Source organism: Variovorax sp. UC122_21, assembly GCF_044056785.1.
Lineage (GTDB): Bacteria > Pseudomonadota > Gammaproteobacteria > Burkholderiales > Burkholderiaceae_C > Variovorax.
On the sequence record NZ_CP172003.1, the window covers coordinates 416444 to 436687 of the forward strand.

Here is a 20244-nt window from a genome sequence, read left to right on the forward strand (position 1 = left end):
GGAGGACGTTTGGCGAGGAAGGCGCGGCGGCCCTCCCGATAGTCTTCGCTGTCGAAGCATTGCAGCACGAGCGGCGCGATCTCGTCGGCCGCGGCGCTGTCCGAATAGCCTTCGAACGCCAGGATGGCTTTCTTCGCGGCGTGCACCGTGAGCGGCGCATTCGCGGCGATCCTCTGCGCATAGGCGCTCACGGCTTCATCGAGCGCGACATCCTCGACCACCGTGTTGACCAGACCGAGCCGCAAGGCCTCGGGGGCTTCGAGGAAGCGTGCGCTGAAGAGGATGTCCTTCGCGGCCGACGGCCCGACCAGCCGCGCCAGTGCGGCCACGCCACGGTAGTCGTAGCCCAGGCCGAGCCGGGCGGCCGGAATCGCGAAGCGCGAGGACGACGCCGCGATCCGGATGTCGGCAGCCAGCGCGATGGCCAGGCCGCCGCCCACGCAGTAGCCCTGGATCATCGCGACCAGCGGCTTGCTCAACGCGGCCAGGCCGGCATGGCCGCGAGCGGCGACCTCGTCGTAGCTCTTCTTCTGCGCCGCGTCGGCGCGGTGCTGCTCGAACTCGGAGATGTCGGCGCCCGAGACGAAGGCCTTGCCGCCCGCTCCCTTCATCACGACCACCCGCACGCCCGGATCGCGCTCGAAGGCCTCCGCCACCGCGCCCAGTCCCTGCCACATGTCCAGCGACATCGCGTTGCGGCGCTCGGGATGGTTGAAAGTGATCCAGCCGATGCCCTCGCGCACTTCGCCAAGGATGCGGCCCGTGCCCAGCGACTGGAGGACTCGGTCCTGCGCCTTCATGCCACCACCCCTTCCTTGCGCAGCGACGCGACGGACTCGTCGCCGTAGCCGAGCTCGCGCAGCACTTCATCGGTGTGCTCGCCCGCATCGGGCGCCGCGCGATGGAAGGCCTCGGCGTGCGGGCAGTCCGACAGGTTGATCGGCGAGCGCAGCAGTTCCAGCGTACCCAGCGCCGCATGGGGCGCCGGACGCGTCATGCGCAGGTGCCGGGCCTGCGCATCCTCGAAGGCCTGGCCGATGTCGTAGACGGGGCCGCAAGGCACGCCCGCATCGTTCAGTCGCTCCACCAGTTCGCGCACGCCGAAGCCGCGCGTGATGGCGCTAATGGCCTCCTCGAGCTCGCGCCGGTGCGCGAGACGCGAGGGCTGGTCCTTGTAGCGCTCGTCTTGCGCCAGATGCGGGGCGCCGAGCACTTCGCACAGCCGGGCCCACATCGCGGCGCCAGGCCCGCAGATGTTGACCTTTCCGTCGCGGGCATCGAAAGTGCCCATCGGCACCAGCGTGGATGCGAATTGCCCTCCTGCCGCGGCACCTCCCCCTCGATCGTGTAGCGCGCGCCCTGGAAGTCGAGCTTGTTGAGCATGGCCTCCAGCAGCGAGGTATGGACCCACTGGCCGCGGCCTGTGCGTTGGCGGTGCAGCAGGGCCAGCAGGATGCCCTGACCCAGGAACATGCCCGAGGTGGTGTCGGAGATCGCGATGCCGGTGCGGTAGGGACCGCGCCCGGGTTCTCCCGTGACCGAACTCAGCCCGCTCATGCCCTGCACGATCTGGTCGAGGCCCGGGCGTCCCGCGTACGGGCCGGTCTGGCCGAAGCCCGAGATGCTGGCCAGGATGATCCGCGGATTGATCGCGCGCAACGCCTCGTAGCTCAGGCCCAGGCGCTCCTTGACCGAGGCGCGGAAATTCTCGACCACGACGTCGCTGCGCTCGACGAGCTGGCGCAGCACGCGCATGCCTTCGGGGGTCTTGAGGTTGACGCTCAGGCTGCGCTTGTTGCGGTGCAGGTTCTGCTCGTCCGAGCCGCGGCGCGGCCCGAGCGTGGGCTTGCGATCGGGCGGGTCGATGCGCACCACGTCGGCGCCCCAGTCGGCCAGCAGGCGCACCGCGACCGGGCCCGCGCGCGCGATGGTGAGGTCGAGCACGCGGCAGCCCGTGAGCGGCAGGTCGGAATCGATGGAATGGGGCATGGTGGACTCGTGCGCTGGATGCATCACTGGATGGCGGCCACGGCGCCGGGGTCGACATAGATCGTCGAGCGCTGGCCGATCTCGAGCACCGTGGACGGCGCTGCGTGCACCTTGAGCGACGCCCCGCCTCCGCTGGGTCGCACCAGGTAGTTCCAGTACTCACCGAGGTAGGTGCGTCCGACGACCGAGACGTCGCCCAGCGCCACCGCGCCCGCGGGCGCGGCATCGAGGTACAGCGACTGGGGCCGGATCGAGGCCAGCAGGCGGGCGCCGCCGGCCGCGCCCCCGGGCAGCGCGAAGCCCGCCGCCAGCCCGTCGAGCCGCAGGCGGTCGCCGTCGAGCTCGCCCTCGACCAGGTTGGTCTTGCCGATGAAGCCCGCGACGAAGGGCGTTCGCGGGCGGTTGTAGAGGTTCCACGGGGTGTCGATCTGCTCGAGCCGGCCCTGGTGCAACACCGCGATGCGGTCGGAGATCGCCATCGCCTCGGCCTGGTCGTGCGTCACGTACACGGTGGTGAAGTGGAACTGGTCGTGCAGCCGGCGGATCTCCGTGGCCATCTCTTCGCGCAGATTGGCGTCGAGATTGGACAGCGGCTCGTCGAGCAGCAGCACTTCGGGCCGCACGATCATCGCGCGCGCCAGCGCCACGCGCTGCTGCTGTCCACCCGAGAGCTCGGCCGGATAACGCTGCGCGAGGGCGCCGAGCTTGACCACGTCGAGCATCTCCGCCACGCGCCGCGCGATCTCCGCATCGGCCGTCTTGCGCACCCGCAGGCCGAAGCCCACGTTCTGCGCCACCGTCATGTTCGGCCAGATCGCATAGCTCTGGAAGATCATCGACATGCCCGCGATGCTCGGGCGACACCGAGCGCGCGGGCGACGAGATCTCGGCGCCGTCGACCACGATCGTGCCATCCGACGGCTCGATGAAGCCCGCGATCATGCGCAGCGTGGTGGTCTTGCCGCAGCCCGAAGGGCCCAGCAGCGTGACCAGTTCGCCGCGCTGCAGCTGCAGCGAGACGGCATCGACCACCGGCGTCGCGCCGTAGCGCTTGCTGAGGTTCCTGAGTTCGAGTTTGGACATGCGTTGCTTCTCTCTTGGGTGCGTGCGGGTTCAGGAGCGGCGCAGCATGAAGTCGCGCCCCGCGAGCCTCATGCCGATCCCCACGACGATGGTCACGATCACCACCAGCACCACGCCCATCGCGGCGAGGGTCTCGTAGTTGCCCTGTTCGCTGAGGTCGAGCGTCAGCACCGACACCACGCGCGATTCGGGACCGGTGAGGAAGACCGCGGTCGACAGCTCCTTCGTGCAGATGACGAACACCAGGATGAAGGCCCCCCACCAGCGTCTTCTTGAGCAGCGGCGCCACCACCTGCGTGAGCACCGTGAGGCGTCCGCCGCCGAGGATGCGCACCGCCTCCTCGAGCTCCGGATTGAGTGCACGCACGCCGGCCGAACTCGCCGCCACCGAGATCGGCAGGAAGCGCGTGGTGAAGGCGATCACGATCAGCACGCCCATGCCATAGAGGCTGAACGGTGGCCCGGCGTAAGCCGCATAGAGACCGATGGCCAGGATCAACCCCGGGACGGCCACCGGTGCCAGCGCCATGAATTGCACGAAGGTGGGAAAAGGCGTGATGCGCCGCTGCGTGGCGTAGGCGACGCAGATGCCCATGCCCACGCACACCAGCGCGGTGGCGCCGGAGTACAGCACGGTGTTGAGGATGGCCGCGCGCACGGTCAGCTGCTCGAAGAAGATGCTGTGGAAGTTCGCCAGCGTCAGGTTGTCCAGCGACAGCCCGCGGCCCCAGGCCTTGGACAGCGACGCCAGGATCAGGATGGCCAGCGGCAGGATCACCGTGAGCAGCGCGACCAGCACCGAATAGCCCAGCAGCAGCCACTTCCACAAGCCGATGTCGAAGGGCCTGCGCTCGCCGCCCTTGCCCGACACCGACACGTAGCCGCGGCGCGCGAGCAGCCTGCGCTGCAGCATCAGCAGCACGATGGTCAACAGCAGGATCGGCATCGAGAAGGCCGCCGCGCGCTCGACCTGCAGCGGATACTGGAAGAACGAGACGATCTGCGTCGTCGCGAGGTTGATGCGCGCGGGGATGGCGATCAGCGCCGGCGTTCCGTAGAGCGCAATCGCCTCGAGGAAGATCAGGATCGCCGCGCCCACGATCGAGGGCAGCACCAGCGGCAGCGTCACCCGCGCCATGGTCTGGAACTTGCCGGCGCCATGGATCGATGCCGCATCCTCGAGCTCGGTCGACACCAGGTCGAGCGCCGACTTCGTGAACACGTAGATCAGCGGGTAGGTGTACAGCGCGATGACGAAGGCCAGGCCCCAGAAGCTGAAGATGTTGAACGGTCCCTTGGCGGTGCCCAGGAGCTCGACCACCAGTCGGTTCAGCCAACCCGCGTTCGGGCCCGCGAGCAGGATCCAGGCGATGGCGCCGAGGAAGTTGGGCATCACGAAGGCCGCGAGCACGCTCAGGTGCGTGAAGCCCCGGCCCGGCATGTTGGTGCGCGAGACCGCGAGCGCCAGCGGCACGCCCAGCAGCAACGCCAGCGCGGTGACCGCCGCGCCGAGATAGAGTGAATTGAGCAGCGCCTGCAGGTTGCGGCTGCGGCCGAGTGCCTGGGCGTAGCTCTGCAGCGACCATTGGCCCTCGGCGGTATGGAAGCTGTCCCACACCAGCCGCAGGATCGGGTTGGCCACCAGCAGCAACAGTACCGCGATCAGCACGGCGAAGAACCAGATCGCCGGGTCGCCCAGGCGATGCGGCGTGCGGCGCGCCACCGGCAGCGCGAGAACGGCGGCCTTAGACACCGAAGGCATCCCGCCAGAGCTCGATCACCTTGGGAATCTGCGCCACCATCTGCGGCGGCGTGGGCGCCAGCAGCGGGCTCGCGTCGCTCAGGCCGAGCACGCCGGGCGCAGGCTTGGCATTGGCGCGCAGCGGCACGCTGAATTCCTCGACCGAGATGCGCTCCGTGTCCTCGCTGCCGAGCAGCCATTCCATGAACAGCCGCGAGGCGTTCGGCCGCCGGGTGTTGGCCATGATCGCCGACGGCGAAAGGATCAGCACCGGGCCCTCTTTCGGCGCCAGCGTGGCCACGGGGTTGCCGCGCGAGGCCGAGCGCGCGGCCAAGCTCATCGGGCCGGCCGAGATCGACGCCTCGCCGGAGATCACGGTGGTCACCGCATCGATGGTGGAGCGGCTCACGTGCGCCTTGGCGGCCGCGAGCTTGGCGAACCAGCCCTCGCCGAAGAGTTTGCGCATCTCGATGCACCAGGCACCTGCCGCGCCGCTGTAGGCCGGGTGCGCCACCAGCGCGGCACCGCTCCACTTCGCATCGAGCAGGTCGTTCCAGCTCTTGGGCGCGGCCGCGGCCTGCACCTTCTGCGTGTTGTAGATCAGTCCCATCATGAAACAGCTGGAAGCGTGGAAGTACGCATCCGGATCCATGTTCTGCACCCGCTTGTCCTGCCGCGCGACCGCAGCCGGCAGGTACTTCAGCAGCAGGTTGCGGCCCTTGAGGTCGACGTAGTGCGCGAGATCGGTGGAGGTGAACACGTCGCAGTTGGGCGTGCCGGCCTTCAAGTCCTGGTTCAGGCGCTGGAACGCCACCTGGGCGGTGGTACGCACGACATTGACCTTCACGCCCGGATAGCGGGTGCTGAAGGTTCGCCCCATCTTTTCGGCCACCTCGGAGGTCTGCGGCACCGTGTACCAGGTGAGTTCGCCCTCCTTGCGCGCCGCCTCGTGCAGCGCGGCCAGGTTGATGGGCTGGGCTCGCACGACATAGGGGGCGGCCAGGGCACCGGCGGCCAGGAGGCCGAACTCTCGTCTGCGCAACTGCATGGATGTCTCCTCGAATCGGGACCGATCGGCGTCGGCCAACAAAGTATGCACAACATCAAACAATGAATACACTAGGTATTTGTATGAATCCATTGATGGCAATCACGACCGTCTAATCACGGCCTATGACACAAAGCGTCGCCATCCACATCCATCGCCACGGCGATGCCGAGGTCCTGTCAGACACGACGGTTGAAGTGCCCCCGCCCGCCGCGGGCGAGCTGCAGATCCGCCAGAGCGCCATCGGGCTGAACTTCGCCGACATCTACCAACGCCGCGGCTCGCACGGCCCGCATGCGGCGACCCCGTTCCCGATCACGCTGGGCGCTCAGGGCGCGGGCGTGGTCGAGGCGATCGGCGCGGGCGTGACGGGTTTCGCGCGCGGGCAGGCGGTGGCGTACGTCCATGCCGGCGCCTACCAGGTGACGCGCAACCTCCCGGCGCACCGCGTGGTGCCGCTGCCAGACACCGTGTCGCAGGAACTGGCCGGCGCCACCTTGCTGCGCGGTCTCACCGCCGAGTACCTGCTGCGACGGCTGCACGTGGTGCGACCCGGCCAGACCGTGCTCGTGCATGCGGCCGCCGGCGGCATGGGCGTGATCCTGTCGCAATGGGCGCGCGCGCTCGGCGCGACCGTGATCGGCACCGTGGGCTCGCCCGAGAAGGCGCGCGTCGCGCTTTCGCACGGCTGCCACCATGCGATCGACTACCGCCGCGAAGACTTCGCGGCACGCACCCTGGCGCTCACCGGTGGCGCGGGCGTCGACGTGGTCTACGACGCGGTCGGCAAGGACGTCTTCCTGCCCTCGCTGCAGTGCACGCGTCCGCGCGGCATCGTGATCAGCTACGGCACCGCCTCGGGCGACGTCGAGGCCTTCGACCTGCAGCTGCTCCACGCGAAGTCGCTGAGCGTGTGCCGTCCGACCCTGCGCAGCTTCATCGCCGATCCCCAGGAACTGCGCGATGCGGCGCGGGCCTTTTTCGGCGCCCTGACCGAGGGGCAGGTGCGGCTGGAGGTCGGTCACCGCTATGCGCTGGCCGAGGTGCGGCGCGCCCACCGCGAACTCGAAGGCCGCGCCACCACCGGCGCGACCGTGCTCATTCCCTGAAGGAGAGGACGACCGCCATGCGACTTTTTCATGCCTGGCTGTCCAGCGCCTCGCGCCGCGTGCGCCTGTGCCTGGCCGAGAAGCAGATCGACTATGAAAGCGTTGCCGTCGATCTCGGCAAGCAGGAGCAGCACGCGCCCGCATTTCTCGCGATGAACCCGAACGGCGTGGTGCCCGCGCTGGAGATTGCACCGGGTCGCTTTCTTCACGAGAGCTCGACCATCTGCGAGTTCCTCGACGACATCCAGCCCATGCCGCCCCTGCGTCCCGTCGACCCCTACGCGCTCGCCCAGTTGCGCAACTTCGTGCGCTGGACCGACGAGAAAGCGCTGCCCAACCTGCTGATCCTCAACTGGAGCCTGATGCTGCAGCCGATGGCCCGGCAGTGGAGCGACGAGGAACTGCAGCAGAAGATCGCCCGCATCCCCACGGCCGAGCGGCGCGAAGCCTGGGTCCGGATCGCGCGCCAGCCCTATTCCGACGAGGAGAAGGCCGAGGCCCGGCGCAAGCTGCTGCTGCTCGTCGACAAGATGGAGGCCATGCTCGCCGGCTCGGCTTCGCTCGCACCTTCGGCCTGGCTGATCGGCGAGCACTACTCACTGGCCGACATCGCCGCCGTGCCCTTCATCGCCCGCATCGCCGAGATCGCACCCGAGGCGCTCGATGCGTCAGCCAGCCCGCGCGTGCATGCCTGGTGGGAGGCCGTGCGGCAACGACCGGCCTTCGCGGCCGCGCGGCTGCAGTCCTTCGGCGAGGTGCTCCAGCAACGCGAACACGCCAGCGCGGCCGGCCACTGAAGCGAGACCGACGCACCAGGCCCGCGTACTATCATCCGGGCGACACAACATGGCCACCACTTCCCGCGTCAACCTCAGCGACAAGATTCGCGAAGCCCTCGAGGACGAGATCGTTTCCGGCAAGCTCTACGCCGGCTGCCGCCTCGACGAACAGGAACTGATGGAGCGCTTCAACGTCTCGCGCACGCCCGCGCGCGAAGCGCTGCAGCAGCTGGCGACCGCTGGCCTGGTCGACATCGTGCCGCGGCACGGCGCCGTGGTCGCGACGCTCTCGCTCACGGAGTACGTCGCGATGCTCGAGATGCTCACCGAGCTGGAAGGCCTGGCCGCCCGCCTGTCGGCGCGCCGCATGCCCGCGGCGCTGCGCAAGGACCTCGAGGCCTCGATCCGCGCCTGCGAGGAGGCCGCGGCCCAGGACGACCCGGTTGCCTACGAGCGCGCCAACCGTTGGTTCCACGAGACCGTCTACGACGGCAGCCTCAACGAGGTGCTCGCGCGCCAGTTGCGGCTCATGCGCCTGCGCATGCGGCATCCGCAGCGCTCGCTGTTCGACCGGCCCAACCGGGTGCGCAACTCGATGGTCGAACACCGAGCGATCGTGCAGGCGATCCTGAATGGGGACGAAGACGGCGCCGACCGCGCCATGTCGATGCACATCTCCAGCGGTGGAAATGTGTATGTCGATGCGGTCGCCAAGGGCGCATCGAAAAAGCATCCGGCTCCCACGGCTCAGTTCTGAGTCAGTGCCGTCGCCGGCCATCCGTCGTTGCAAGCCCACGCCCATCGCGCAAGGGCGACCCCAACCAATCCGTCCTGTGCCCGCGTCAGCCGGCGAGCCGCAATTCCTGCATCAGGCCAGCCACATTGCTGACCTGCAGCTTGTCGTAGATCGACTGGATGTGATTGCGAATGGTCGCGGGCGAGCGCGCCAGCAAGGAAGCGATGTCCTTGTAGCTGTCGCCGCGGGCCAGCAACTCCGCGACGGTGCGCTCACGCGGCGTGAGGTCGTCCGCGCGGCACCGTTTGCGCACGCTCAGGAACAGCAGGCGTTGCTCGATGCGAGCCGAGACCACGGCATGCCGGCCCAGATACGCGGACTGCCCCGTCATGAAATGCCCGAGGAGGAATGACGGCAGTGCCCGGCGCGGCCAGCCCGTGAACTCCTCGCGCATCAGTGCGGCAAAGCTCTCATCGCAGTGGTACATCGCGCCTCGCAAGTCGGCGATGGCCGACCCCCTGGAGGATGAGGGACGGGTGCGGTCGAGGTGCATCAAGCGGTTGAGCGCGAGCGCCTGCATCATGTGCCGAGAGAGACTGGCCAACAACTCCACCTCCTCGGGGCGGCAGTGCGCATCCTGATCGGCTCGGAACAGCGAGAACCAGTGCATGAAATCCGAGCGCGGAGCGCTATCCATCGCGATGAAGATGTTGTTCTGATCGTGGCGCTGAAGGTAGTCCCGAATAGGCGCGTTCCTGGCGCCGCTGAACCAACTGCCAGTATTGAAGCCTCGCGCGCCTTGTCCCTTGCCGAAGAGGCTGGCCGCCGCGGAATCGAGATGCTTGAATTCCTCGTACTCCCGCATCATCTCGGGCGTCTTCTGGTGGAGATGCAGCGTACGGACGTCGATACCGTCGGGCTCGGTCGTGGCAGTTCCCCACATCGATGCGTCGAAAGCTATGAGTGACTTGACCAGTCCGAGCGCTGCGTCCTGAAACGTCTCGATCGACGATTCGTGAGCGAGCCGATAGAGCCGCAACAGGAAATCGCTGAAGTCGTGCAGTGCCAGTGCGGTCATGGGTCGAGTCTTCCATTGGCAAGCAGATGTCGGCCCCACATGTTTCCGTGGTCCAGGCGACGAAGCTTCTTGGCCAACATCAAGCAAGTGACGGATTCACCTTCGCAGATCTCGTGAATAGTGCATTTGCATCATTTTCTTTTCCCCATCGGCACCTATCGTTCGCGCAAGCTGCCCGGTGTGCTCGATGGTGACGCAACCGTCACGCGCCCCTCCTCGCATCCGACAGCGTCGAACATTTGCACGGAGGGTTTATGGGTAGCTCGGATTCCGGTTTGATGAAGGCAGTGGTCGCTGCGTCGCGCGCGGCATCGGATTCGTCGCACTGGGGCAGTTTCCTGTCGGCGCTATGCGATCGCTTCGACGCCACCGCGGCTTGCATCCACACGCCAAGGGATCCCGTGGGAAAGTGGTCGCTGTTCTCCGACGTCGGCCTCCCCAGACATACCGTGCCGGACTACATCGAACACTGGTCGGCACGCGATCCGTGGATGGCCGGTGCGGCGTCCAGGGAGATCTGCGTGCGCACGGGCGAATGCGGCATCGGCAGGGAGCTGTGCGATTGGGACGAGTTGGAACGGATGGACTATTTCCACGAATACGCCGCACCCACCGGTGTCAAGGGGCTGCTGGGAATGATCGTGGATGACGGATCGGCGCCCTCGGTGGCGCCGATGACGGTGATCGGGCTGTATCGCCGTCCGGGGCTGGAGGAATTCAGCTACCAGGACAAGCGTGTCTTCGAATCGGTGCATGCGCCCCTGCAACTCGCCCTCCACACCCATTGGTCGCTTCGCCGCAACCTCGAAACCGAACGAATCTCGACCGCGCTCGTCGACGTGAATCCTCAGCCGCTCTTCGTTCTCTCGCAGACGGGCGAACTCCTGTACGCGAATCCGGCCGGCCAGGCGCTGTTGGCTCGAGGGGAATGGATCGATGCGCGGTCGGGAAAGCTCGCGCGACTGGGCCAGCTCGAAGCGGCGGAAGTGTCGGCCTCCCTGGCGCGCGCGCAGTTGGGACAGATTCAGACGCATTCGCTGCTCCGGATGCGGACCGACAGCCTGCGTATCTCCGCGACGGCCCGCTTCGTTCCACTGGGCATCGACAACCCTGCCCGCTGGGCCTGGCCGCGCGCTGCGACCCTTCTCACCATCGACCTGGGCCACGACGACCACCAGTCGCGACGCATCGCGCAGATCGCGATGCAATTCAAGCTGACCGCCGCCGAGGCGCGACTGCTGAATGCCCTGGCCGACGGCGAGACACCCGGCGGCATTGCGGAGCATCAGGCGATCTCGGTCCATACGGTTCGTACCCATTTGAGCAACATCTTCGGCAAGACCGGGCTGCGTCGGCAGGCCGACCTGATTCGCCTGGTGACGCAGTAGCGGCACGATCGCGCGCGGTGTCGCCGGCCTGCGTGACAAGTCTCACTGTGCAGTGAGGACCACGATCTCGCCGTTGGATCCGCGCTGATAGAACAGCTCGTTGCCTTTCAGCCGCACCTCGTTGCAACGGCTTTCCAGGGCCTTGCGCATGTCCTGGCAGAGCTTCGTGCCATCGAGCCGGACCGTGCCGTCGAAGATGCCGCCGCCGGGCCCGGCACCGGTGCCGCCGCGCCGGTACGCCAGCCGGAAGTAATCGTCGGGGCCGAAGTCCATCGTCCAGCCCGTGCCATCCATTCGCGTGCCCACGAACTTCCTGCCGTTGAGAGCCTTGAGCGTCTCGGGCGTCAGTGCCACGGCCTCCGCCGGAAATTCCGGCGCAGCCGGCTGGGCCAGCGCCGCCGGCAGGGAGAGGCCGAGCGCAGCCGTCGCGAATGCCCAGCGACGCAGGTGTTGCAACGTTCTCATGCTGTCGATCTCCCTATCCGCCTCAAGGCGCGAGCTGCGTCAGGCCGACATATCCGAGATCGGTGAACGCGCTGAAGATCGCATTCGCCGCTTTCAGATTCATGCGGATCTGCTTGCGGGCGATCGGCTTGGACTGGTTCGCCAGGTAGACCGCGCCACTGCGCTCGACCAGCACCCGTTCGGATCCCGAGAAGGTTGCCAGCCCCGGTACCCGGCTGAAGCGCATCACGCGTGCATCGCCAAGTTGCGTGATCGTGTAGTTGCCCTCGCCCACGACGTCGCAGTTGCGGGCCGAGCCATTGATCGCACGTTGCTTGCACTCGTAGAAGGTCACGGCGGTGCTGCTGCCCCCTGCGAAGCTCACGCGAATCGGCGTGTTGGTGGTGTAGTAGTCGGTCGCGGTCGCGGCGGTACCCAAGGGCGCACCGCCCAGCGTGAGGAGGCTCAGCGACGTGCCCTGCCATCCGTCGTTGCGAGGCCCGCTGGAGAACGTGGTGCCCGCCAGGTTGGCCGGTGCGTTGATACAGGGCTTCCCGGGGTTGCGCGAGATCACCTCCTCGAGGCTGGTGGCAGGCGTGAAGGCCGCGGTGGACACGGAGCAGGCGACCGCCGGATTGGCCCTCGAGTCGCCGCCCGCCGCGACCTCGGCCAGGGAGACGGTGGCCTTGTTGGCGTCGGTCGGCGTGTAGATCGGCGCGGTCTCGAGGTCCACCGCGTTCTGGTAGTACATGACCGATCCTTCGGGGAAGGTGTACGGCGCCAGGCTCGTCAGCATCTCCACCGCGCCCATGTTGGGACCCCAGGTCGAGTAGCGCTGGCCATAGGGACCATTCGTGCTGTAGGGGTGGACCTTCACGCCCATGAACACAGCGGCCAAGGGCTGGCCGCTGATGTCGACCGACATGCGCCTGTTGACGCTGAGGCTCAGGCCATCGCAGTAGTTTCCGATGTGGACCGACCTGGCGTCGCGCACCGTGTTGGTGTTCTGGAAACCGAACGGGCAGGTCACCCAGGCGCTCCCGCTCCAGTGGAGGTCATTCTGGCGTTCCGGTGAACCGCCGGACGACCAGCTCGCGATCGTGCCGTTGACACTGCTGTTGCGAAGCTCCCTGAATCTGACATTGCCATTGATGGGCGTGAGCTCCTCCGCCGTGGACAGGAACAGCCGCCGCGACCAGTTCGTGCTGTTCGTCAACGTCAGAAACTCCAGGTTGCCCGCGGGCCCGGGAGCTTCCACGAGCGTGCTGGGTGCGGCGGTCAGTTCCCTGGTCGCCTTCACGGCCGGGCCGATGTTGAGCGCGCTGAGCTGGTTCTCGTTGCTGTCCGTCACGTACAGGTCGGCCAGGTGCGCGATATTGGCCTTGCACTGCTCCGAGTTCGCTCCCGTGGCACAAGACTCGCGCCCGTAGCGTGAGTCGAGGTTCGATCGGATCGGCAGGAGCCGGTCGAGCAGCATGTTCTGCGACTCATTGGCGATATCGGTCGCGGTGATCGCGGTGCCGGTCAATGCCGGCTGGTCGATGGCCGGCGCCAGGACATCGGAGATGCGTTGGGCAAAGCGCACCAGCATCGCCGCGGCGGCGACGCTCGTGTTGTCCGCGCTGTAGTCCGTGAACAGGTTCGTGGGCAGGCCCAGCTGCGAACGCACATTCGCTTCCGCCTGGTCCGAGCTGGCACCCGTGTTCTCGACCATGCGATGGATCAGCGTGGTGAAGGAGGTGATGCGCTGCGGCCGATCGGCGGGAGCCTTCAGGATGTAGGCGGTGGTGACCGGGCCGAACAGCGTATCGACGGCATCGATGCCGACAAGGGCGACCACGGGGCCCGAGCCGAGGTCATCGGAGGCAACCTTGAGCGTGACGCTGCCCGAGGCATCGGTGCGGCCACTCGGCTCGCCACCGTCGAGCATGCCGTTGTTGTTGCGGTCGAGGAACACCTGTGCGTTGCGGATCGAGCCTTCCATGACCTTGATCGTCAGGTCCTGATCGGTCGCGCCCGGCCCGGCCGGATCGGGCACCGTCGGGGCCGGGCCCGTGGCAAAAGGAAATATCGCTCCGCCTCCTCCACCCCCCGCCACCTCCGCAAGCCGCGATGCCCGTCAGCACGGCGCAAGCCAGCGCCACCTTGGTCCCCAGGAATCCATTCGCCATCTTCTGCTCCTCGTTGTTGAAGCACCCCCTCCGGGTGCTCTGCGGCGGAGTATTGAGAGGGACCGGTTCCTTGGCATCCTTCAGATCAACTAGATCATCACCATGGGCACCCGTCCCCTACAGCGGGGACAGACAAGCCGCCCCCGCGGCCCGACCATCGCGCTGCAGGAGACACGCAGATGGAATGGCTGATCCCTTACAAGCTCGACACCGACGCGCCCGACGGCGGCCGGCCCTCGCTCCAGGCGCCGCGCGCGCCGGAGCCGGTCGCCACGCAACGCCGCGATGCATGGGCGCGCATGCGCGCCCTCTTCTTCTCCACCCCGATGCGTGCGCCATGCAGCAGGTCGTGATCGTCGGTGCGGGCCATGCGGGCTTCCAGTGCTGCGCCTCGCTGCGCCAGGAAGGTTTCGAGGGCGCCATCGTGCTGGTCGGCGACGAGGCCAGCCTGCCCTACCAGCGGCCGCCGCTGTCGAAGGCCTACCTGCTCGCGAAGGCGAGCGCGAGCGACCTGCATTTCCGGCCCGAGCGCTTCTTCGAGGAACAGCGCGTGCAGCGCGTGCAGGGCCGCGTCGAGCTGATCGATCGCGCCGCGCAGCGCGTGGTGCTGACGTCGGGCCAGGCGATCGCCTACGACCATCTCGTGATCGCCACCGGATCGAGCCCGCGCCGCATGCGCGTCGAGGGCGCGGAACTCGAGGGCGTGATGAGCCTGCAGACGCTGGCCGATGCCGACCGGCTGCGCGAGCGGCTCGCCGACAGCCGGCGCGCGGTGGTGATCGGCGCGGGCTTCATCGGGCTCGAGTTCGCTTCGGTGGCGCGTGCCCTCGGTCTGGAGGTGACGGTGCTCGACGTGGCCGATCGCGCGCTGGCGCGGGCCGCCTCGCCGCACAGCGCGCAGGCCGTGGCGGCCTCGCACGAGGGCCGCGGCACGCGGCTGCGCTTCGGCTGCGGCGTGACGGCGCTGGAAGGCCATGAAGGCCGGATCGCGGCAGTGCGCACCACCGACGGCGAGACGCTGCCGGCCGACCTCGTGGTGGTCGGCATCGGCGCCGAGCCGCGCACGCAGCTCGCGGCGCAGGCCGGGCTCGCGGTCGACAACGGCATCCGCGTCGATGCGCAGCTGCTGAGCTCCGATCCGGCGATCTCGGCCATCGGCGACGTGGCGGCCTTTCCCGATCCGGTCAGCGGGCGCCACATCCGGCTCGAGTCGGTGCAAAACGCCGGCGACCAGGCGCGCAGCGTGGCGGCGCGGCTCGCGGGCAAGACGGTGGCGCACGGCCCCGTGCCGTGGTTCTGGAGCGACCAGGGCGAGCTCAAGCTGCAGATCGCCGGGCTGCGCGCGGCCGACGATGCGCACGTGGTGCTGCGCGATGCGGCCTCGTCGGCCGCCACCGTGCTGTGCCTTCGCGACGGACGCCTCGCGGCGGTCGAGACGCTCAACCGCGCGGGCGATCACATGCTGGCCCGCCGGCTGCTGGCCAAGGGCGTGGCGCTGAGCGAAGAAGAGGCGCGGGCGCCGGGCTTCCAGCTCAAGGCGCTGGCCTGAGCCGAGCGTGCGTCAGAGCACGTCGCTGCCCGACAGCGAAGGCGTCTGCGCGATGCGCTCGGAGATGACGCGGCAGGCCTCGAGCAGCGGCGCCACATAGGCCTGGGCCGGGTCCTCCTTCTGGCGGAACACCAGCGTGCTCACGCTGATCGCCGCCACCGGCACGCCGCCCACGCCGCGGATCACCGCGCCGAAGCAGAAGATGCCGGCCTCGTTCTCCTCGTTGTCGACCGACCAGCCGCGCTCGCGCGTCTTCTTCACCTCGGCGCGCAGCGCGGTGGCATCGACGGTGGTGTTGGGCGTGTAGCGCGGCATCGGCAGGCGCTGGACCAGCGTCTTGAGCGCGCCATCGTCGAGCGCCGCCATGTAGGCCTTGCCGACGGCGGTGGCATGCAGGGACACGCTGGTGCCGATGCGCGAGGCCATGCGCACCGCGCTCGGGCTCTCGAGCTTCTCGATGTAGACCATGGTCGTGTCGTTGGGCACGGCCAGGTGCACGGTCTCGCCCGTGAGGTCGCGCAGCCGCTTGAGCTCGTCGACGGCCGCCAGCCGCAGTTCCGAACGGCCCCAGCTGCGGCTCGCGAGCTGGATCAGCCGCGGGCCCAGCCCCAGGGTCGCGCTGTGGGGGTGCTCGACCAGCAGGCGCTCGGCGATCAGCGCCGCCACGATGCGATGCACCGTGGGCCGCGGATAGCCGCTCGCGCGCATCAGCGCCGCGACGTTGACCGGCTCCTGCGCATCGGCCACCAGTTGCAGCACGTGCATGAACTTGGAGAACGACGCGGTGCCCGCGACCTGGTTCGCGGAAGAAGTCGAAGAGGCGGGAGCGGCGGAGGAAGACCGGGATGCGGGCATGGACGAAGGGACGAGGCCGGTGCGGGCACCGGCGGGAACGAAGGCCGGGCCATTATCCATACCCTCCATCCAGTCCACGCGCATCGGGCGCGCCCTCAGCTCACCATGTAGCCGCCGTCGACCGGCAGCACCACGCCGGTCATGAACGACGCGGCCGGCGTGCAGAGGAACATCGCGGCGCGCGCCACGTCGTCGGGCGTGCCCCAGCGGCCCAGCGGCGTGCGCGCGAGGATCGGGCCCGCGCGCGCGGGATCGTCCTGCAGCGGTTTCGTCAGCGGCGTCGCGATCCAGCCCGGCGCGATCGCGTTCACGCGGATGCCGTCGGCCGCGTAGGCGATCGCCAGCGATTTGGTGAGCTGGGCCACGCCGCCCTTGCTCGAGGCATAGCCGGGCACCAGCCCGCCGCCGAAGAAGCTCAGCATCGAGGCCGTGTTGACGATGCAGCCGCCGCTCGCCTTGAGGCGCTCGCGCGTCATGCCGCACACGCGCATCGTGCCGGTGAGGTTCACGGCCAGCACCTTCTCGAACACCGCGAGGTCGTGCTCCGCGCCGCGCTGGATGATGCCGGCGCAGTTGAAGACGATGTCCAGGCGCTCGATGCCGCCGATCGCGGCCTCGAGGCTCGCGTCCGAGGTCACGTCGGCCTCCCGGACCTCGACCGCGGCATCGAGCGTGCCGTCGCCGTTGCCCAGGCCGATGGCCGTGACCTGCGCGCCGAGCGCGGCCAGGTGGTTGGCGATCACGGCGCCGATGCCCTGGGTGGCACCGGACACCAGTGCCCGCTTGCCCTTGAAGAGTGCTGCCTCGTAAGTCATGAAAAGGGAGTTGCCTTTGCGTGCGTCAGTTCTTGATGTCGAGCTTGCCCATCAGCGTCTTGAAGTAGGCGCTGTCCTTGGCCATCGTGGCCTTGAAGGCGACGTCGTCGGCATAGGCGAAGCCCAGGTTCTGCTTGTCGAGCACCTCGCGGAAGGCCGGCTCGTTGGCGGCCTGCTGGCTCACGGTCTTCAGGTAGGCGATGACCTCGGGCGGCGTGTTCTTGGGCGCCGCGATGCCGCGCCAGGTGCCGATCACCAGGTCGATGTTGCGTTCCTTGAGCGTGGGCACCTTCTCGAAGCCCTTCACGCGCTGCTCGGCCATCACGGCCAGCGTCTTGAGCTTGCCGGCCTGCACGTAGGTCGTGACCTCGGCCGGGCTCACCGCCACCGCATCGATGTGGCCGCCCATCAGCGCGAGCACCGCGGGGCCGGCGCCCTGGAACGGCGTGTGGTTGAACTTCACGCTGGTCTTGTCCTCGAGCGCGGCGGCCGCCAGGTGCCAGATCGAGCCGTTGCCGGCATTGCCCACGCTGAGCTTGCCGCTGTCCTTCTTCGCGGCGGCCAGGAATTCCTCGATGGTGTTCCACGGCGCATCGGCGCGCACGGTGATCGCGGCCTGGTCGGCGTTGAGGCGCGCGATGGGCGCGAGGTCTTCATAGGTGAACTTCGCGAGGCCCATGTGCGGCAGCGTCGTCAGTTCCACCGTGACCACCGCGAGGCGGTAGCCGTCGGGCTTGGCATTGATCACGTCCTGCCAGCCGATGGCGCCGCTGGCGCCGGGCTTGTTGACGATGATCATGCTCTGCGGCATGTGCTTGCGCGTGGCATCGGCGAAGGCGCGCGCCAGTGCGTCGGTGCCGCCGCCGGGCTGGAACGGCACCACCAGTTCGACCGGCTTGTTGGGATAGTCGCGCGATTGCGCCGAGGCGGGCGCGGCGGCCAGCAGCGCCGCCACCGGCAGCAGCGACAGCGCCGCGAGGCGTTGCAGTTTCGAGGCGAAGCGAATCATGGGGTGTGTCTCCGTGGTTTGAAAATGAATGGGACCGAAAAAAACTTGGCGGCGCTTCAGTACGTGGCCCGACCGCCCGAGAGATCGAAGGTCGCGCCGGTGCTGAAGCTGCACGAGCCCGAGCACAGCCACGCGACCATCTCGGCCACCTCGGCGCTCTCGCCCAGGCGCTGCATCGGGCTCTTGCCGATCATGGTCTGCACGTGCTCGGCCGACATCTGCTCGAGGATCGGTGTGCGCACCGCGGCCGGCGCGATCGCGTTCACCAGGATGCCGGTGGTCGCGAGCTCCTTGCCGAGCGACTTGGTCAGCGCGATCACGCCGGCCTTGGCCGCGCTATAGGCCGAGGCATTGGGCGTGCCCTCCTTGCCGGCCAGCGAGGCGATGTTGACGATGCGACCCGCGCCCGCGGCACGCAGATGCGGCACCACGGCGCGGCACACGTTGAAGGTGCCGACCAGGTTCACGTCGACGATGCGGCGCCACGTAGCGGGGTCGTAGGCATCGAGCGGCATCGTCGGTCCCGCGAAGCCCGCGCTGTTGACCACGAAGTCGATGCGGCCGAAGCGCGCGACCACCGCGGCGGCGGCGCGCTCGACCGTGGCGAGATCGCTCACGTCGACCTGCCAGGCGTCGTCGTTCGCAGTGGCTTCGGCCATGTCCACACGGCCACGCACGCACCGGCACGCCGCAGTTGCGCCGCGACCTCCGCGCCGATGCCGCTGGCACCGCCGGTGACCACCGCCACCGCGCCCGCGAAGTCGTAGCCGGCGCGGCCGTAGGCCGTCGTGCTCATCGGATGAACTGCTTGACGTAGTCCGCGCCGAGGCCGACGTTCTCGAAATGCTTGCGGCACATGTCGATCTTGGTGAACACGTCCTCGTAGCCCATGCCCTTGCCCCAGGGGTCGGTGTAGTACATGACACCGTTGACCTGGAAGTAGGTGATCATTTCCTCCACGTCCTCGGGCACGTACAGCGTGTGCGTCTCGCCCGGCGGCTCGAACACATAGCTGCCCTCGGTGGCTTCCCAGTCGTGCTCGAGATAACGCCAGCGCCCCTTGAGCACGAAGCCGTGCACCGCCTGCGGATGGCGGTGGCGGCTCAGCACGCCCGACTTGCGCACCTTCAGCAGGTTCATCCAGTAGCCCTGGCTCGCGTTCAGGCACAGCGGGCGGAACCACACGTTCTCGGCCTGCGGCACCCACAGGCGCTCGTCGGTCGGGATCGCATGCTGCACCACGATCTCGGGCAGCGCGTCCGGAGGATTCGGGTACTGGTAGGGCATCTTCGGGGTCGGGTCCGAATCATCGAGAGGCATGTCGCTTGTCCATATTGTGGATGTATGTCCATATTGTAGACATCGATGCCAGGTCCACGTCTTTGCGTAAACCCTGATGGCGCGCGCGACTGAGCCGCCGCATCGGCGCGGCGGTTCGGATCACAGGGGATTGCTTGCGCTCAGTCGAGCCGGACGGCGGCGGGAAAGGCCTCGACGAGGTGCTCGATGAAGGCGCGCGCCGCGGCACTCATGCCGCGCCGGCTCGGCATCAGGGCCGAGATGGTCGAGTCGGCCGCCACCCAGTCGGGCAGCACGCGCCGCAGGCGGCCGGCGCGCAGCTCGTCGCGGCAGATGTAGGCCGGCAACGCGACCACGCCCATGCGCGCCTCGGCCGCGCGCTTCAGGGTCACCATGCAGGTGCCCTCCATGCGCGGACGGATCGCGACCTGCGCGGTCTGCGCGCGGTCGCCCTCGCGCTTGAGCAGCCACGCGGGCGTGAGCGACCCGCGCTTCATGATCAGGGTGGCGCAGCCGCGCAGGTCGTCGGGCGTCTCGATGGCGCCGGCGGCTTTTAGGAACTCGGGCGCCGCGAACAGGTGCCAGGGCGCTTCCGCCAGCGGGCGCTGCACCAGGTTCGAATCGGGCAGCGCGCCCGAGTAGGCGCGGATCGCGAAGTCGTAGCGGTCGGCCACGATGTCGACGTTGGCGTCGCTCGCGTCCTGCAGCAGGTTGACCTTCGGGTACTTCGCGAGAAAGCTCGCGACCATCTCGGTCATCGCGAACTGCGAGGTCGCGACCGACACCGTGTAGCGCACGGTGCCGGTCGGCTCCGTGCTGCGGCTGCGCATCGCGGCCTCGGCCTCGTTGGCGCGCGCGATGGTGGCGACCGCGTGGCCGTAGAAGGCCTCGCCCGATTCGGTCAAGGTGATGCGCCGCGAACTGCGCGCCAGCAGCGTCAGGCCGAGCTCGGCCTCGAGCTGCTGGATGCGGTAGCTGATCGTCGAGACCGGCCGCTGCAGCGCGCGCGCCGCGGCCGAGAGGCTGCCCCGGTCGATCACTTCCACGAAGTACCGAAAGTCGTTGAGGTCGAGCACGCGTGTCTTTCGCCGATGGGTTCTTCCGAGTCCGCGGCAACTTAGCACGTTCCGCGTGCACCGGCCACGCGCGGA

Annotated in this window: 16 protein-coding genes and 5 pseudogenes; 6 read left to right on the top strand and 15 right to left on the bottom strand. The window is 68.3% G+C overall.

Going from position 1 to position 20244, the window contains the following annotated elements:
• Positions 1-50: 50 nt before the first annotated feature.
• From ACHMXE_RS02090 to ACHMXE_RS02115, 6 genes and pseudogenes are all read right to left on the bottom strand, one after another.
• Positions 51-800, bottom strand: a pseudogene (locus ACHMXE_RS02090) (enoyl-CoA hydratase); the annotation flags it as partial.
• Positions 797-1989 (bottom strand): annotated as a pseudogene (locus tag ACHMXE_RS02095) (CaiB/BaiF CoA transferase family protein). The pseudogenes ACHMXE_RS02090 and ACHMXE_RS02095, both read right to left, overlap by 4 nt.
• Before the next feature lie 23 nt (positions 1990-2012).
• Positions 2013-2831 (bottom strand): ABC transporter ATP-binding protein, encoded by an 819-nt coding sequence (locus ACHMXE_RS02100; RefSeq protein ID WP_395346545.1) that lies wholly within the window; start codon positions 2829-2831, stop codon positions 2013-2015.
• Positions 2832-2886: 55 nt separating this feature from the next.
• Positions 2887-3072: pseudogene (locus ACHMXE_RS02105) on the bottom strand (ATP-binding cassette domain-containing protein); the annotation flags it as partial.
• Positions 3073-4018: 946 nt separating this feature from the next.
• Positions 4019-4834: pseudogene (locus ACHMXE_RS02110) on the bottom strand (ABC transporter permease); the annotation flags it as partial.
• The gene (locus ACHMXE_RS02115) at positions 4818-5861 is read right to left on the bottom strand and encodes an ABC transporter substrate-binding protein (RefSeq protein WP_395346546.1); all 1044 of its coding nucleotides are present in this window, start codon (positions 5859-5861) and stop codon (positions 4818-4820) included. The pseudogene ACHMXE_RS02110 and the gene ACHMXE_RS02115, both read right to left, overlap by 17 nt.
• Before the next feature lie 125 nt (positions 5862-5986).
• Between ACHMXE_RS02115 and ACHMXE_RS02120 the strand changes: the two genes are divergently transcribed.
• The 3 genes from ACHMXE_RS02120 to ACHMXE_RS02130 are packed head-to-tail and all read left to right on the top strand — an operon-like array spanning position 5987 to position 8506.
• Positions 5987-6970 (top strand): quinone oxidoreductase family protein, encoded by a 984-nt coding sequence (locus ACHMXE_RS02120; protein WP_395346548.1) that lies wholly within the window; start codon positions 5987-5989, stop codon positions 6968-6970.
• A gap of 17 nt (positions 6971-6987) precedes the next feature.
• Positions 6988-7767: a glutathione S-transferase family protein gene (locus ACHMXE_RS02125; RefSeq protein ID WP_395346549.1), complete on the top strand. Its 780-nt coding sequence runs from the start codon at positions 6988-6990 to the stop codon at positions 7765-7767.
• A gap of 49 nt (positions 7768-7816) precedes the next feature.
• Positions 7817-8506 carry a GntR family transcriptional regulator gene (locus ACHMXE_RS02130; protein ID WP_203206951.1) on the top strand — a complete coding sequence of 230 codons (690 nt, stop codon included), beginning with the start codon at positions 7817-7819 and terminating at the stop codon, positions 8504-8506.
• A gap of 85 nt (positions 8507-8591) precedes the next feature.
• On the opposite strand, the gene ACHMXE_RS02135 is transcribed toward ACHMXE_RS02130, so the two are convergent.
• Positions 8592-9563, bottom strand: coding sequence for a response regulator transcription factor (locus tag ACHMXE_RS02135; RefSeq protein WP_395346551.1), 972 nt, complete (start codon positions 9561-9563; stop codon positions 8592-8594).
• 278 nt (positions 9564-9841) lie between these two features.
• Between ACHMXE_RS02135 and ACHMXE_RS02140 the strand changes: the two genes are divergently transcribed.
• Positions 9842-10951, top strand: coding sequence for a helix-turn-helix transcriptional regulator (locus ACHMXE_RS02140; protein WP_203206950.1), 1110 nt, complete (start codon positions 9842-9844; stop codon positions 10949-10951).
• A gap of 42 nt (positions 10952-10993) precedes the next feature.
• Here the strand turns inward: ACHMXE_RS02140 and ACHMXE_RS02145 are convergent, their stop codons facing one another.
• Together ACHMXE_RS02145 and ACHMXE_RS02150 are read right to left on the bottom strand one after the other, a co-directional pair.
• On the bottom strand, positions 10994-11416 hold the full coding sequence (locus ACHMXE_RS02145; protein ID WP_395346552.1) for a hypothetical protein: 423 nt from the start codon (positions 11414-11416) through the stop codon (positions 10994-10996).
• A gap of 22 nt (positions 11417-11438) precedes the next feature.
• Complete coding sequence (locus ACHMXE_RS02150) at positions 11439-13433, bottom strand: hypothetical protein (protein WP_395346553.1); 1995 nt, start codon at positions 13431-13433, stop codon at positions 11439-11441.
• 312 nt (positions 13434-13745) lie between these two features.
• On the opposite strand from ACHMXE_RS02150, the gene ACHMXE_RS02155 reads away from it, so the two are divergent.
• Positions 13746-13919, top strand: a complete 174-nt coding sequence (locus ACHMXE_RS02155) for a hypothetical protein (protein WP_395346554.1) — start codon at positions 13746-13748, stop codon at positions 13917-13919.
• Entirely contained in the window at positions 13904-15115 is a 1212-nt protein-coding gene (locus tag ACHMXE_RS02160) for an NAD(P)/FAD-dependent oxidoreductase (protein ID WP_395346555.1), read from the top strand. Before ACHMXE_RS02155 ends, ACHMXE_RS02160 begins: the two co-directional genes overlap by 16 nt.
• A gap of 12 nt (positions 15116-15127) precedes the next feature.
• Here the strand turns inward: ACHMXE_RS02160 and ACHMXE_RS02165 are convergent, their stop codons facing one another.
• The 6 genes and pseudogenes from ACHMXE_RS02165 to ACHMXE_RS02190 form a co-directional block, all read right to left on the bottom strand.
• On the bottom strand, positions 15128-15970 hold the full coding sequence (locus tag ACHMXE_RS02165) for an IclR family transcriptional regulator (RefSeq protein WP_395346556.1): 843 nt from the start codon (positions 15968-15970) through the stop codon (positions 15128-15130).
• A gap of 95 nt (positions 15971-16065) precedes the next feature.
• The gene (locus tag ACHMXE_RS02170) at positions 16066-16785 is read right to left on the bottom strand and encodes an SDR family NAD(P)-dependent oxidoreductase (RefSeq protein ID WP_395346557.1); all 720 of its coding nucleotides are present in this window, start codon (positions 16783-16785) and stop codon (positions 16066-16068) included.
• A gap of 25 nt (positions 16786-16810) precedes the next feature.
• The gene (locus ACHMXE_RS02175) at positions 16811-17794 is read right to left on the bottom strand and encodes a tripartite tricarboxylate transporter substrate binding protein (protein ID WP_093347213.1); all 984 of its coding nucleotides are present in this window, start codon (positions 17792-17794) and stop codon (positions 16811-16813) included.
• Between the two features lie 56 nt (positions 17795-17850).
• A pseudogene (locus ACHMXE_RS02180) lies at positions 17851-18590 on the bottom strand (SDR family NAD(P)-dependent oxidoreductase).
• Entirely contained in the window at positions 18587-19114 is a 528-nt protein-coding gene (locus tag ACHMXE_RS02185; protein ID WP_057591227.1) for a 2,4'-dihydroxyacetophenone dioxygenase family protein, read from the bottom strand. Before ACHMXE_RS02185 ends, ACHMXE_RS02180 begins: the two are co-directional and overlap by 4 nt.
• Before the next feature lie 140 nt (positions 19115-19254).
• On the bottom strand, positions 19255-20169 hold the full coding sequence (locus ACHMXE_RS02190) for a LysR substrate-binding domain-containing protein (RefSeq protein WP_395346558.1): 915 nt from the start codon (positions 20167-20169) through the stop codon (positions 19255-19257).
• Positions 20170-20244 lie beyond the last annotated feature (75 nt).